Genomic DNA, 15,151 nt, shown 5'->3' on the forward strand with positions numbered 1-15,151 from the left:
CGGCATGTTTTTTACCCAATCTGCACCGACAACATACTCAAACTCCCCATCTCAATCCCATCAACCGGGATCGTAATCGGCTCCTGGCCATCCCACGCACCTAATACATACAGCAGCGGCAGGAAGTGATCCGCCGTTGGGTTAGAGAGTGAACCACCCTCGTGTTCCAGATAGTTCACCAGAGGGTGCTGTTCAACCGGGCCTTGCCACGTCAGGTTAGCTTTTACAAAATCGTTGAATGAGGTTGCCCACGGGTACGGCGTATTCTCTCCGTGCCAGCGTGCCGTGCGCAGGTTATGCACCACGTTGCCGCTCGCCACCAGCATAATGCCTTCATCACGCAGTGAGGCCAGCTTACGGCCAATTTCCAGATGCCAGGCCGCAGGTTTGGTACTGTCGATACTCAGTTGCACCATAGGGATATCCGCATCAGGATACATTTTGATGAGCACACCCCAGGAGCCGTGGTCAAAGCCCCAGGCTTCTTTATCCAGTGCAACCGGGACGGGTGCCAGCAGCTCCACCAGCTGTTGTGCCAGCGCAGGCGAGCCAGGTGCCGGATAATGCGTGTCATAGAGCGCCTGCGGGAATCCACCAAAATCATGGATGGTTTTTGGCGCTTCCATCGCCGTTACGCCTGTACCGCGGGTAAACCAGTGCGCGGAAACCACCACAATTGCTTTCGGGCGTGGCAACGTCTCTCCCAGATGACGCCAGGCGCGGGTATAGACGTTATCTTCCAGAACGTTCATTGGGCTGCCGTGGCCTAAAAACAGTGCTGGCATACGAGAAGAAGTCATGGTGATATCCTTACAGAAGGTGTCAATTTGATGGTTCTACATTACGCGTAATCTGGCAAAGATGAACGCAGATAAGCGTGAAGATCATCATCAGGAAATTTGAATGTAAGGAATGTGTAAAGCAGAGTCTCCGCTCTCGCTTTGCCATCAATGAATCATTAATATTAATGATAATCATTATCATAAGGAGCAGTGCATGTCAGTCCCTTTGATCCTGACAATACTTGCAGGTGCCGCGACCTTTATCGGTGCGATTTTAGGCGTGCTTGGTCAGAAACCGTCTAACCGCGTGCTGGCGTTCTCACTGGGTTTTGCCGCCGGGATCATGCTGCTTATCTCTCTGATGGAGATGCTCCCTGCTGCGCTTGGCACAGAAGGCATGTCTCCGGTCCTGGGCTATGGCATGTTTGTGTTTGGTCTGCTGGGTTACTTTGCGCTCGACCGCATGTTGCCTCACGCGCATCCGCAGGATCTCATGCAAAAAAACGTGGCAACGTTGCCGCACAATATTAAGCGCACCGCAGTTTTGCTGACACTGGGTATCAGTCTGCATAACTTCCCGGAGGGTGTCGCCACCTACGTGACCGCCAGTAATAACCTGGAGATGGGTTTTGGCATCGCCCTTGCCGTGGCGTTGCACAATATTCCTGAAGGACTGGCCGTTGCCGGGCCGGTTTATGCTGCTACGGGTTCAAAACGTACCGCTGTCTTCTGGGCGGGCATTTCCGGGATGGCTGAAATCCTGGGCGGTGTGCTTGCATGGTTGATTCTTGGCAGCCTGGTTTCACCCGTTGTGATGGCAGCCATTATGGCAGCGGTCGCGGGAATAATGGTTGCTCTTTCTGTGGATGAGCTGATGCCACTGGCGAAAGAGATCGATCCTGACAACAACCCCAGCTACGGTGTGCTGTGCGGTATGTCTGTAATGGGGCTTAGCCTGGTATTGTTACAAACGGCAGGTATTGGCTGAAAGGTTGCGCTCCCTTTATTGAGGGAGCGCAATTTTATGAAGTGTAAGTGAATACCAACTATCAGTATTAATAATATAAAGTCCGACGTCATACTTTTTGACCGCCATAGAAATCAATTAAGAAATATTACTTATAACTATTCCCTGTAAAATAAATACCGCTTCGCGTATTAAATAAACGTCAAAAGATAGATGTTAATCACTGTTTAACTAAGCATCTCAGCTTTTGATATACAGCATCCATCCCACTCATAACCTCAAGCAATCTATTAATAAACCCTAAATCCCTCATTAAGAAATACTCACGAGAACACCTATATTGTGGCTGATATATTTCACCCGTTTTAATGCAATAAAAGTGTTGCAATATTAATTCATTAAATTTATTGCGATGTCCAATCTTAGATAAAGGATTATATCTTCATGCTTAACAAGACTATCCTGGCAGTTGCGACAACTGCACTGCTTTCTGGCCTGTCCTTTACTGCTGTGGCAGCAGATAACCAGGGCTCAGGGAAGATCACTTTCACCGGTGAAGTCATCAGTGCACCTTGCTCTATCACCCCTGGTGATGAAAACCAGACCATTGAATTAGGCGAAGTCGCGGATAGCGTGCTGAACAGCGGTAAAAACTCGCTGCCGGTTGACGTAAATATCCACCTGCAAGACTGTATTCTTTCCGACAACAGCGGGCAAACGCCAACCACTATCGATAAAGTGAAGGTGACATTTACCTCTGCCAGCACCGATAGCACTGACACCAGCCTGATGAAAAACACCCTGGATGGCAACATCGGCGGTGCGACCGGCGTAGGTATTCGTCTGCTGGATAGCGGCAGTAATAAAGTGACGCTGGGTACTGCGATTCCAGTGTCATTCCCATCTGTTAACTCTTATCAGGAACTGAACTTTAAAGCCCGCATGGAGCCTGTAACAGGCAAAACGGCTACCCCAGGTAACGTTCAGGCCCAGGCGAACTACGTTCTCGACTATAAGTAGTTCAGTTTAACGCCTGAATTACTAGCCGATGATGGACTCATCGGCTTTTTAATTATCTCTTTAATCAGCGAAACGGATTTATGCTAAAACACTCAGCGCCTCAACTATCTCGCCTCTCTGCTTTTATAAAGCATTCGCTGAGTGCAACACTTTACTCAGCATTATTCGTCTTGCCAGTATCTGCGGTTGAATTCAACACGGATATGATTGATGTTGAAGACCGAAGTAATATTGATATTTCCCAGTTTGGGAAAAAAGGCCATATCACACCGGGTAGCTATCTCGTCCGTATTCAGGTCAATAAAAACACGTTACCTCAATCCACAACAATGGAATGGATCGCAACGGAAAACGAAAGCGGTTCACAAATTTGTGTTAACGCCGGGCAATTATCTGCTTTCGGACTGAGCACAGATTTCATTTCGCGACTCCATTATCCACAGAACGGACGTTGCCTTGACCTTTCGGCTGTTCCGGAACTGGGCTTTTCCCTTAATAAAGCGACGATGGTACTTTCCGTGACCGTTCCCCAGGCGTGGATGAAATATCAGGCGCAAAACTGGACGCCGCCAGAATTCTGGGACGAGGGTATTGCGGGTGTTTTACTCGATTATAATCTCTATGCCAGCCAGTACGACCCGCACGGGGGCGACGACAGCCAGAATATCAGCACCTACGGCACGCTCGGGTTTAACCTCGGCGCCTGGCGTCTACGTTCAGATTATCAATATAACCAAAACTTTCGTAACGGTGAGTCTACGGGCAGCGACAGCAGTCTGGCGCGAACCTATCTCTACCGACCAATCCCTTCGCTTTCATCAAAAATGACACTGGGACAATATGATTTAAGCTCAGATATTTTTGATACCTTCCACTTTACCGGTGCTTCACTGGAAAGTGACGAAAGTATGCTGCCGCCTGATTTACAAGGCTATGCACCGCAAATTACCGGCATCGCGCAGACCAATGCCAAAGTGACTGTCTCTCAGTCTGGCCGCGTTCTTTATCAAACGACTGTCGCGCCGGGTCCTTTCACAATTTCTGACCTGGGTGAAACTTACCAGGGACAACTGGATGTGGCAGTCGAAGAGGAAGATGGGCGTAAAACCACCTTCCAGGTCGGCTCATCCTCAATCCCTTTCCTGACCCGAAAAGGCCAGGTGCGTTATAAAACATCCATCGGTAAACCCACAGCCACGGGCCATAACGACATTAATAATCCCCTTTTCTGGACAGGTGAACTATCCTGGGGCTGGTCGAGCAATGTCTCACTGTATGGCGGCACCATGCTGACGGCGGATGATTATCAGGCTATGACCACCGGTATCGGCTTTAACCTTGATTCACTCGGCTCGATCTCTTTTGATGTGACAGGTGCCCAGGCCACACTGCATCAGGAAAAAAATGAAAAGCAGCGTGGATACAGCTATCGCGCAAACTATGCTAAACGCTTCGAGGCAACCGGCAGCCAGATTACCTTTGCGGGTTATCGATTCTCGGATAAAGAGTATGTCTCAATGAGCGAATATCTCGCGTCTCGGGACGGTGATACCTCAACGACAAACGAAAAAGAGAGCTATGTAATCTCCTTCAACCAGTACCTTGATTCTCTGTCATTAAATACGTATCTCAACGTCACCCGTAACACCTACTGGGACAACAGCAGCAACACGAACTACTCCTTTTCGATCAGCCGCAATTTCGATATCGGCAATTTTAGAGGTCTATCCGCATCGCTGGCGTTAAGCCGCGTACGCTGGGATGACAGTGACGAAAATCAGGTCTATTTCTCATTTACACTCCCGCTGGAACAGAGTCGTAGCATTATGTACAGCTACCAGCGCTCAGGCGGCGACAGCGCGTCTCATATGGCTTCTTACTATGACTCCTCCGATCGCAATAATACGTGGAACCTATCCGCCTCTACGACCGAAGACGATTTACGCGAAGGTGAACCGTCATTGCGCGGTGGATACCAGCACTATTCCCCTTACGGACGCCTCAACCTGTCAGGAAGCGTTCAGCCTAATCAATATCGTTCAATAAGCGCTGGCTGGAATGGCTCACTTACCGCCACACGGCATGGCGTTGCCCTGCATGATTACAGCCCGGCCGATAACGCCCGCATGATGATCGATGCCGATGGCGTTGCAGGGATTGAGGTCAACAGTTCGCGTACGCGGACTAACGCATTTGGTATTGCCGTTGTCCCTTCACTCACCAACTACACCACCTCAACGGTGCGCGTAAACAGCAACACGTTACCTGATGGCGTAGACATTGAAACCTCCATCATTCGAACCACGCTGACAGAAGGTGCCATTGGTTACAGCAAACTTAATGCCACCACGGGCTACCAGATTGTCGGCATTATTCGACAGGAAAATGGTCAGTTCCCGCCTCTGGGCGTCAGTATCGTCGACAGCATTTCGGGTAAAGAGGTCGGGCTGGTCGCAGAAGAAGGGTTCGCTTATCTCAGCGGAATTAAGGAAAACAGTGCGTTACGTCTCACCTGGTCTGGCAAAGTGTGCGAAATCACGCCACCGAACCAAAGTAACCTTAGCGGTGACGCTATATTTTTACCTTGTAAAACAGTGCATTAATTCAGGATGAATAAAATGAACATCTCGATTTTCTCAAAGGGAATAATCTGTTTCCTCGGCATGTGCAGCTTTGCACATGCCACCGTATCGCCCGACAGAACGCGCATCATTTTCAACGCTTCAGCAAAAAGCGTGTCGGTCAGACTGACAAACCAGAGTAAAACCGATCCTTATCTGGCTCAGTCGTGGATAGAGGATAAAGAGGGCAAAAAAACACGCGAGTTTATCTCCCCTATTCCGCCATTGTTGCGTATTGAGCCAGACGAACAAGCGCAGGTTCGCCTGATGGCCCAGAAAAAACTCAGCCAGCTTCCTGCCGATCGAGAGTCCCTGTTTTATTACAACATGCGGGAAATACCACCGAAATCAGGGCAGCAGAACGTGATGCAAATTGCGATGCAAAGCCGCCTGAAGCTGTTCTGGCGACCAAAAGCCATTGAGCTAAAAGAAGGGCAATTTGTACCACTGGATAAAGTGGTCATATCCCGTTCCACTGATGGACTGCAATTCAATAATACCAGCCCCTACCATATCACCGTGGGATATATCGGGTTGAATGGAAAAACACTCTTGCCGGGTGCAGAGAGTGTGATGGTTGAACCTTTCGGCCAGGCCAGTCAGACGCTGTCGAATTTACCTGCGGAATTTCAAATAGGCTATGTCGGCGATTACGGCGGACTGGAAATGTTTAAAGTGAGCTGTAATGCGGTGCAGACCAGTTGCCAGAGCAAGCCGGTGAAAAAGGGATAATGATGAAAAGAATCTGCTTCGCTGCAATCGCATTATTTTGTCTGTTCTCATCATCCGCATGGGCGCTGGAATGCTACAAAAGTTCAAAAGGGGGGGCAAGCCTGGTGACAACGACGTTACCGGCTTTCACTGTGCCCGCAAACGCCCCTGTCGGGCAAAAAATATGGGAAAGCGGCGATTTGCTGGTAACGGTGTATTGCGATAGTGCTACGCGCGATCACGCTAAGCCGGTCGACCAGGATCCCTGGAGTGAAAACATTTATGCCTATATCCTGGACAGTTTTCATAACACCGATAGTCTGATGACTAACAATCCTTATCTGGCGTTTGGCGTGACCTACAACGGTGTTGACTATGACATCCCTGATATCAAAATTGATACCGGTGCCTGTCTTGATAAAAAAGATGACTTTTTTGGAGAGTATAAGGTTGCAGCATGTAACGGTACCACAATACAAAAAAACGTCACTTTCACCGTACGGTTTCGCCTCTATGTGAAATTAAAATCGGTACCACAAGCACAGTTTGACTTCACTTTTCCTTCGGTCACAGTACTTACCTTTGATGGTGCTGGCGGAATAAATGTCATGCCTGGTGCAAAAAATCTGCATTACGACATTGCCGGGCTTTCAAACATTCATTTTCTGGATTGCGGCGTGGATATCCGAATCTACCCGGAGAATCAGATTGTGGACTTTGGACAGTTTACGGAGAGCGCCGTAAACGCCAAAGCGCTCACGTCACCGTTTAGCATCTCGACAATTAAAGATGCCACTGCGGGCTGTTCAGAACAATTTGACGTAACGACCAGTTTTTACACCACCGATACACTCTATGATGAAACGCACCTGGACATGGGAAATGGTTTACTCATGCGTCTCATTGATAAAACAAACGGCGACGTGACGTACAATCAGTATCTTCCTTTTGCAACCTATCGCCCTGACGATACGGTGACCACGCTGACTCATGATTATACCGCTGAGCTCACCCGCAAACCGGGTGAAGCCATTGCTCTCGGGCCATTCAGTAAAGACATTATTGTCAAAATTAACTATCAGTAGCCACACCTGCCAGACACAAAAAAGCCGGGCATTGCCCGGCTTTTTCACTTCAGCACTTTTCAGCTTGCTTTGCGTTCATGCGCCTGGCGGTATTCCACCAGATCTTCAATCGTTACAACCGGCATGTTGTGCAGACGCGCAAAGGTGATGCACTCTGGCGCACGCGCCATGGTGCCGTCATCGTTGGTCAGTTCACACAGAACACCCGCTGGTTTGAAACCGGCCAGGGTCACCAGGTCGATAGTCGCTTCGGTATGACCGCCACGGGTCAGCACGCCACCGGCCTGAGCACGCAGCGGGAAGACGTGTCCCGGACGATGCAGGTCGGATGGTTTCGCACCATCGGCAATCGCTGCGCGAACGGTGGTCAGGCGGTCGGCCGCAGACACACCAGTGGTCACGCCATGCGCCGCTTCGATGGTCACGGTAAAACCGGTACCAAAAGCGCTGGTGTTGTTTTCGACCATCATCGGCAGCTCGAGCTGCTTACGACGGTCTTCGGTAATACACAGGCAAACGATGCCGCTACCGTGACGGATGGTCAGCGCCATCTGTTCAACGGACATGTTTTCGGCGGCGAAAATCATGTCGCCTTCGTTTTCACGGTTTTCATCGTCAAGCACCATCACACCGCGGCCTTCGCGCAGTGCATCCAGTGCATGTTCAACACGTTGAGTTGAAGTGCCAAAAGAGGAAAGTAGCGTCTGATTCATGGTAAAAAAACCTCATTAAAATTATGGTTACCAGAATCAGGGCAGTCTTAGGAGCGCCGCATAAGCGGCAAAAAAATAACGTGAGCGGGCCCATGCCCGACTTGATCGTTACTCTCTCCCATCCGGACTCTAACCGTCGGCCCCGGAATTACACCGGATCTGCTGACCTTTGAGTTTTCACCCAAAGCGCTCGCGGGCTTTCAGCGTCACGCTGATTTACCGCCGGTGGGGAATTTCGCCCCGCCCTGAGAATAAGCGAATTAACTATAACGCTATTGATTAACCTGGGCAATGCATAAGCTTCAAACAATATTGGTTTAACCTGGTGCATGACGCGCTACAATGGTCATCAACACCGTTTCATCAAGGGAAGCCACAATGATTGACCCGAAAAAAATTGAGCAAATTGCGCGCCAGGTCCATGAGTCCATGCCAAAAGGCATTCGTGAATTTGGTGATGACGTTGAGAAGAAAATCCGCCAGACGTTGCAGGCGCAACTGGTTCGCCTTGATTTGGTCAGCCGTGAAGAGTTTGACGTGCAGACACAGGTACTGTTGCGCACCCGCGAAAAACTGGCATTGCTGGAACAGCGTTTAACCGAGCTGGAAAACCGCAATGCACCGGAAGAGGTGAAACCGGCACCAGCCATTCCGCCGGTGGACGACCAGGCATAAGTGCGGCCTGATGCCCTCTCCCACAGGGAGAGGGAGAAAAACGAACGGGCCAACTGGCCCGTTTTTTTACTGACTGTCTTTCTGGATCTTCTTAATGATGTTGGTGGTTGAACACCCGTCCTCAAAGTTGAGCACCATCACTTCACCGCCGTTGGCCCAAACCTCTTCGCTACCCGCGATTTGATCTGGCTTGTAATCGCCGCCTTTTACCAGCAGATCCGGCAAAATGCCGGCGATCAGGCGCTGCGGGGTATCTTCTTCAAACGAGACGACCCAGTCCACCGCTTCCAGCGCGCCAAGCACGATCATACGCTGTTCCAGTGGGTTCACCGGGCGCGTTTCGCCTTTCAGGCGTTTCGTTGACGCATCGCTGTTCACCGCCACAATCAGGCGGTCGCCCAACTTGCGCGCATTCGCCAGATACGAGACATGCCCGGCGTGCAGGATATCGAACACGCCGTTGGTCATCACCACTTTCTCACCGCGTTTACGCGCTGCGGCAACGGCAGCTTTCAGTTCATCTTCGCTCATCACCCCGAAACCGGTATCTGCACGGCCGCGCACGGCGTTTTCCAGCTCGATAGGCGAAACGGTTGATGTCCCCAGCTTGCCGACCACTACACCCGCAGCAGCGTTGGCAAAGTAGCAGGCTTCTTCAAGCGAGTTACCCGCGGCAAGCGTTGCAGCCAGCACGCCAATCACCGTATCGCCAGCACCAGTCACGTCATACACTTCCTGCGCCTGAGTTGGCATATGCAGTGGTGCTTTGCCCGGCTGAATCAGGGTCATACCCTGCTCTGAACGGGTCACCAGTAATGCTGACAGCTCGAAGTCAGCAATGATCTTCATGCCGCGTTCGACAATTTCAGCTTCCGTTTTGCACTTGCCCGCCACCGCTTCAAACTCAGAAAGGTTTGGCGTCAGCAGCGTTGCACCGCGGTAGCGTTCAAAATCCGTCCCTTTCGGGTCGATAAGCACAGGGACATTGGCTTTACGCGCCAGCTGGATCATCTTCTGAACGCTTGCCAGCGCGCCTTTGGCGTAGTCGGAAAGCACCAGCGCGCCGATATTCCCAAGCGCCTGATTGATGCGCTCGTGCAGCGGCTCAGGATCAACACCTTCAAACCCTTCTTCAAAGTCGAGGCGGATCAGCTGCTGGTTACGGGAAAGTACACGCAGTTTGGTAATCGTCGGGTGTGTCGGAACAGATACGAAGTCACACTTCACGTTCACGTCCGCCAGCGACTTACTCAACGCACGCGCTGCATCGTCGATACCGGTCAGCCCTACCAGACGCGAATGCGCGCCCAGAGAAGCAATGTTCATCGCCACGTTTGCCGCGCCGCCGGGACGCTCTTCAATGGTGTCTACCTTGACCACCGGAACAGGTGCTTCCGGGGAGATGCGGCTGGTTGGCCCATACCAGTAGCGATCCAGCATCACATCACCGACAACCATAACCCCAGCACGTTCAAACTCTGGCAGTGTTACTTTCATTCCTGACTCCAGAAAGATTCACAATTTGCGCGCGATAATATCACACTTGTTTTGTTACGCACGGTTCCACCAGCCACTTCTGCCAGCTGGCGGTGACCTGCGCGCGTTCCTGCGTAAAACAGTCCAGCGCCACATTGCCGGGCTGTTCCTGTAATGCCAGATGATGCAGCTCATCCCGTAATGTGGTGTAGGCGCGCGTTAACGCCTGCGCTTCCTGCTCATCCATAATGTCGTTTTGTGCCAGCAGTTCCAGAATGCGTACATTGTCCGACCAGCGGATAAGCTTCGGCTTCTCGTTAGCATGGCGCAGCACCAGATACTGCGTAATAAACTCGATATCTGTAATACCGCCTTCATCGGCTTTAATATCAAAGCGGTCGCGATGTTTATTACCTAAGTGGGCGCGCATTTTTTCACGCATTTCACGCACTTCAGTTTGCAGCGTGCTGCCGTCACGCGTTTTGGTCATCACGTCGCGACGGATGGTATCGAACTGGGTTTTAAGCTGCGGATCGCCATAGACGACGCGTGCGCGCACCAGCGCCTGATGCTCCCACGTCCAGGCTTCGTTTTGCTGGTAATCGGCAAACGACTCCGTGGATGTCACCAGCATCCCCGCGGCACCCGATGGGCGCAGACGCGCGTCCACTTCATACAAAATGCCCGACGAAGTGCGGGTGCTGAACAGGTGCATAATGCGCTGTGCCAGGCGCAGATAGAACTGACGCCCGTCGATCTCACGTTCGCCGTCGGTCATCACATCCACCGGGCAGTCATGCAGGAAGATCAAATCAAGGTCAGAGCTATAGCCCAACTCCCAGCCGCCAAGTTTCCCGTAACCCACCACGGCAAAACCGCGGCCTTCACGGTCGGCCAGGTGTTTCGGTTGCCCGTAGCGCGCCACCATTTGCATCCACGCCTGCTGTACCACCGCATCGATGATGGCTTCGGCAAGCCAGGTTAAGTGATCGCTCACTTTCATTACCGGCAATGTTCCGGCGATATCCGCCGCAGCTACACGCAGCATCTGCGCCTGTTTAAACTGACGCAGCGCCTCCAGCTGTTGTTCTTCATCTTCTTCCGGCACGCGTAGCAAGTACTGACGCAGCTCATCCCGGTAGGCATCGGTCGCCGTCGGCTGATAAAGCGTGTTCGGGTCGAGCAGTTCGTCCAGCAGCAGCGGGTAGCGGGCAAGTTTATTGGCCACCATCGGTGATGCGGCGCACAGCGTGATGAGGTGTTTCAGCGCGCCAGGGAACTCACTCAGCAGTTCAAGGTAGGTTGTCCGCGTGATGATCCCGCTCAGCAGCGGCATCATGCGCGACAATGGCACAGGTGCATCCGCACGGGAGCAGACATCGCTCAGCAGATGCGGCATCAAATGATCCAGCACCTGACGGCCACGCGGGCCGATCGCGCGCTTGTTCAGCTCACCACGGAAATCTGCAATCAGCACCACCACGCGGTGACGGTCATCGTCACTTAAGTGAGCCAGTACCGGCGTAGTGTCATCTTCCTGCAACGCATCCTGCCACAGCTCGCGCCAGTGCTCAGAGAGCGTATCGTCCTGAGATTCACTTTCATCGTCGCCGATAAGGTCGTTAAAGATCCGGCGTACGCCCGCCATGTGGGCTTCCAGCTTTTCGGTCAGTGCCGTCCAGTCGTCCACCCGCATTCCCCAGGCCAGACGTGCGCGATTAAGGTCATCGCCCGGCAGGGTCTGCGTTTGCTCATCGTTAATGCTTTGCAGCAGGTTTTCCAGCCGACGCAGGAACAAATAGGCGTCGTGAAGCGTGCTGGCATCACCTTCCGGCAGAAGATGAAGCTGCTCAATGGCGGTCAGGGTCGGTAGCAACGAACGGGATTGCAGCGAAGGCTCACGCCCGCCGCGAATAAGCTGGAAGACCTGAACGATAAACTCAATTTCACGAATACCGCCCGCGCCGAGTTTGATGTTGTCTTTCAGGCCACGGCGGCGCACCTCGCGGGCAATCATCCCTTTCATGTTACGCAGTGACTGGATCACGCTGAAATCGATATAGCGGCGGAATACAAACGGGCGCAGCATGGCGCGCAGCTCGTTGGCGTAGACATCGCCGTTGTCGCCCATGATCCGCGCTTTGACCATCGCATAACGCTCCCAGTCGCGCCCTTGCTCCTGGTAATAATCTTCCAGCGCCGCAAAGCTCAGCACCAGCGGACCGCTGTCGCCAAACGGACGCAAACGCATATCTACGCGATAGACAAAGCCATCCTGAGTAGGTTGATCCAGCGCTTTAATCAGGCGCTGCCCCAGGCGGGTAAAGAATTGCGCGTTGTCCAGCTCACGCCGACCGCCGCGCGTCGTTCCTTTCTCGGGCCAGGCAAATATCAGATCGATATCGGAAGAGAAATTCAGCTCTCCACCGCCGAGCTTGCCCATCCCCAGGATCAGCAACGGCTGAGGAACCCCCTCTTCGCTGCACGGCGTACCCCACTCTTTGCAGCAGGCGTCGTACAACCAGTCTCGTGCCGCGACAATCAGCGTCTGCGCCAGCTCGCTCAGCTGTTGCAACGTGCTCTCTTCGCTGACCAGCTCCAGCGCCTGTGCCCAGGCAATGCGCACCATCACCCGGCGACGGAACAGACGTAGCTCGCGCATCAGCGTTACTTCATCAGCCACGCCACTGAGCGCGGTTTGTAGCCAGCTGGCATAATGCCGCCACTCGTCAGCCTGCGGTGGTGAGCTCTCAAGCTCCGCCAGCCAGTCAGGGTTAGCGGTTACGCTTGCCTGCACAAAATCACTGAACGTGAGCACGCTTTTAGCCTGCTCGCTTAATGATGACGCCGGTAATGACTCAGGCAGACGTTCGCAAACGGTCTGCCACTGCTGCTGTAACTGCGAAGAGAGCGGCATTATTGGGGTTCCTTGCCAGAGTTAACGTTTTCCGCTGTGCAGCCAGAACGGATCCTGCGAAATGGCCTCGTTGCGGAAATGCTCTATTTCTATGTGTTGCCGGGTTTCGATGGCGTGCTTCAGCCCCTGCCAGTTATCCAGCCAGGCCTGTGCTTTAGCATCATACGCACCCGCCAGCAGCAAAATGCTGTCGATGTTGCGTGCCAGACGGGGAAGCTGGTCACCATACTGATCGCCCAGCGGGTACGCAAAGGTGGTTCTCAGTTCAGCGGCATGGCGAGAAAGATGGGTATCGGCAAAACGTTTGAACGATTCGGCGATTTTAGCCTGCGCTTTCGCGTCCAGGAATGTGCGCCAGCCGTGCGAAACCAGGAACTCTGTCAGCGCCAGTTTTGCCGTTGCGGTTTGCGGGCTATAGATGGCTGTCTGCGCCGACACATCCGAAAGCATCACCGCTTCGGTTTGCGTCAGTAAATCACGTAAGTGAGCGCTCGCTTTACGAGGAACAATACCGCCAAACAGCGCCAGGGTATGGCGCACCAGGCCAATCGCCGCCAGCACATGGGCTTTCGCCCCTTTCACGCCGCGTGACCACAGTTCTTCATGGTATTGCCATTGCGAAAGCGCCAGCTCCAGAGACGCTTCCAGTCCTTGCTCTACAGAGGCTTTCGGCGCTACGCGCAAAATAGCAGTCGGCTTCAGCACGCGTGGCGCATTGCCGGCCGCCAGATGGTATCCACGCGCGGCTTTGCTCAGACTGCCCTGGCGTAAACCGGGCTGATTCACCAGCCTGCGCGCCAGCTTCAGCACATCTTCAGCCTCGCCTTCGAGCAGCTCAAGCTCCAGTTCGCAAATCGGTTCCTGGAATTCGCCCGCTTTTACTTCACCCAAATCAAGGGCGATTTCGATGCGGCTTTTACCTTCGTTCACCAGCCATTTTTCGCGCCAGAAATCGGTGCTGAACAACGGTTGCACCTGCTCCGCAAGCGTTGCTGGCAGCTCGCCGTCGGGCCAGACTTCAGCCGGGAAACGATCCAGTTCAAGTTCGGGCTTGCTGATGTCGATATTATATTCAGGACGCTGATGTAAACCGCCCACCACATGGCCGGCGATTTTCATCGTCATTTCGTAGCGCCCACTGGCACCACGAATACGCAGCCCCATATCATGACGGCGCAGCCAGTTGTCCGGCGTTTCGTAATAGATGTTAAGCAGTTGAACCGGTTCATGATGCTCGCCGGTCAGCTGATTCAGGTGTTGACGGAGTGCATCAACGCTATCTTTTTCTACTATAAATTTTAATTCGATCTCTTGAGCCATAGCCTTGTACTTACGGTTGTGTCACAGCTGAATCAATTAAGGCGAACTTACTCGCCAGTTTCTTGTCAGTACATAGTATTTTGCGCCAAATTGCCACGCAATGAGCAATTTGACGGGTGTAAAAGTTTGAAGCAGTGGTTAGCAGGACACAGATGATTCTGATTGATGATGAATACTTTGCGTAGAGACACTGTTACCACTACTATCGTTCCACTTTTTATGAAAATAACGACTGATATGCTTAAATTACGCCTGATTGGACTCACTTTACTTGCTTTAAGCGCCGCGACGGCGGTACACGCTGAAGAGAAACGTTACGTTTCTGACGAACTGAACACCTGGGTACGCAGCGGCCCTGGGGATAATTATCGCCTCGTGGGCACGGTAAATGCCGGCGAGGAAGTGTCGCTTTTACAGACCAACACTGACACCAACTATGGTCAGGTTCGCGACAGCACCGGTCGTACTTCCTGGATCCCACTGAAAGAGCTGAGCAATGTGCCAAGCCTGCGTACCCGCGTACCGGATCTGGAAAATCAGGTGAAAACCCTGACCGACAAGCTGAACAATATTGATGGCACCTGGAATCAGCGCACCGCAGAAATGCAGCAGAAAGTGGCGCAGAGCGACAGCGTGATAAGTGGCCTGAAGGACGAAAACCAGAAGCTGAAAAACGAGCTGATTGTCGCGCAGAAGAAAGTCAATGCCGCCAACCTCCAGCTCGATGACAAACAACGCACCATCATCATGCAGTGGTTCATGTATGGCGGCGGCGTGCTGGGCGTCGGTCTGGTGATGGGTCTGGTTCTGCCACTCCTTATCCCTAGCCGTAAGCGTAAAGACCGCTGGATGAATTAATTCGTC

At 52.5% G+C, this 15,151-nt stretch carries 12 protein-coding genes and 1 riboswitch; of the genes, 7 read left to right on the forward strand and 5 right to left on the reverse strand.

Translation table 11 applies throughout. From position 1 onward, the window contains the following. Positions 1 to 11: 11 nt before the first annotated feature. A complete protein-coding gene (gene ygiD / locus HV107_RS06205) occupies positions 12 to 800 on the reverse strand; it encodes a 4,5-DOPA dioxygenase extradiol (RefSeq protein ID WP_182062486.1) in 789 nt (262 codons plus the stop codon). 196 nt (positions 801 to 996) lie between these two features. On the opposite strand from ygiD, the gene zupT reads away from it, so the two are divergent. The 5 genes from zupT to HV107_RS06230 all read left to right on the forward strand — a co-directional run bounded on the left by zupT (position 997) and on the right by HV107_RS06230 (position 7,186). Further along, positions 997 to 1,770, forward strand: a complete 774-nt coding sequence (zupT, locus tag HV107_RS06210; RefSeq protein WP_182062487.1) for a zinc transporter ZupT — start codon at positions 997 to 999, stop codon at positions 1,768 to 1,770. 423 nt (positions 1,771 to 2,193) lie between these two features. Next, the gene (locus tag HV107_RS06215) at positions 2,194 to 2,769 is read left to right on the forward strand and encodes a fimbrial-like protein (protein WP_182062488.1); all 576 of its coding nucleotides are present in this window, start codon (positions 2,194 to 2,196) and stop codon (positions 2,767 to 2,769) included. A gap of 80 nt (positions 2,770 to 2,849) precedes the next feature. Beyond that, positions 2,850 to 5,372: a fimbria/pilus outer membrane usher protein gene (locus tag HV107_RS06220; protein WP_182062489.1), complete on the forward strand. Its 2,523-nt coding sequence runs from the start codon at positions 2,850 to 2,852 to the stop codon at positions 5,370 to 5,372. A gap of 6 nt (positions 5,373 to 5,378) precedes the next feature. Further along, positions 5,379 to 6,122 carry a molecular chaperone gene (locus HV107_RS06225; RefSeq protein ID WP_409050251.1) on the forward strand — a complete coding sequence of 248 codons (744 nt, stop codon included), beginning with the start codon at positions 5,379 to 5,381 and terminating at the stop codon, positions 6,120 to 6,122. A 2-nt stretch (positions 6,123 to 6,124) separates the two neighbouring features. Beyond that, positions 6,125 to 7,186: a pilus assembly protein gene (locus HV107_RS06230; protein WP_182063467.1), complete on the forward strand. Its 1,062-nt coding sequence runs from the start codon at positions 6,125 to 6,127 to the stop codon at positions 7,184 to 7,186. A gap of 59 nt (positions 7,187 to 7,245) precedes the next feature. On the opposite strand, the gene ribB is transcribed toward HV107_RS06230, so the two are convergent. Further along, positions 7,246 to 7,899: a 3,4-dihydroxy-2-butanone-4-phosphate synthase gene (ribB, locus tag HV107_RS06235; protein ID WP_182062491.1), complete on the reverse strand. Its 654-nt coding sequence runs from the start codon at positions 7,897 to 7,899 to the stop codon at positions 7,246 to 7,248. 106 nt (positions 7,900 to 8,005) lie between these two features. After that, positions 8,006 to 8,156: riboswitch (FMN riboswitch) on the reverse strand. Between the two features lie 121 nt (positions 8,157 to 8,277). Here ribB and ubiK point away from each other — a divergent pair. Next, a complete protein-coding gene (gene ubiK, locus HV107_RS06240) occupies positions 8,278 to 8,574 on the forward strand; it encodes a ubiquinone biosynthesis accessory factor UbiK (protein ID WP_003862539.1) in 297 nt (98 codons plus the stop codon). Between the two features lie 66 nt (positions 8,575 to 8,640). Here ubiK and hldE read toward each other — a convergent pair whose 3' ends face one another. From hldE to HV107_RS06255, 3 genes are read right to left on the reverse strand one after another with little or no spacing between them, the layout of a single operon-like run. Further along, positions 8,641 to 10,071, reverse strand: coding sequence for a bifunctional D-glycero-beta-D-manno-heptose-7-phosphate kinase/D-glycero-beta-D-manno-heptose 1-phosphate adenylyltransferase HldE (gene hldE / locus HV107_RS06245; protein WP_182062492.1), 1,431 nt, complete (start codon positions 10,069 to 10,071; stop codon positions 8,641 to 8,643). 40 nt (positions 10,072 to 10,111) lie between these two features. Beyond that, the gene (gene glnE / locus HV107_RS06250) at positions 10,112 to 12,970 is read right to left on the reverse strand and encodes a bifunctional [glutamate--ammonia ligase]-adenylyl-L-tyrosine phosphorylase/[glutamate--ammonia-ligase] adenylyltransferase (protein ID WP_182063468.1); all 2,859 of its coding nucleotides are present in this window, start codon (positions 12,968 to 12,970) and stop codon (positions 10,112 to 10,114) included. Positions 12,971 to 12,988: 18 nt separating this feature from the next. Further along, entirely contained in the window at positions 12,989 to 14,287 is a 1,299-nt protein-coding gene (locus HV107_RS06255; RefSeq protein WP_182062493.1) for an inorganic triphosphatase, read from the reverse strand. A 237-nt stretch (positions 14,288 to 14,524) separates the two neighbouring features. On the opposite strand from HV107_RS06255, the gene HV107_RS06260 reads away from it, so the two are divergent. After that, positions 14,525 to 15,145, forward strand: a complete 621-nt coding sequence (locus HV107_RS06260) for a TIGR04211 family SH3 domain-containing protein (protein ID WP_182062494.1) — start codon at positions 14,525 to 14,527, stop codon at positions 15,143 to 15,145. The last annotated feature ends 6 nt before the right edge of the window (positions 15,146 to 15,151 follow it).

The organism is Enterobacter sp. RHBSTW-00175 (assembly GCF_013927005.1).
GTDB lineage: Bacteria > Pseudomonadota > Gammaproteobacteria > Enterobacterales > Enterobacteriaceae > Enterobacter.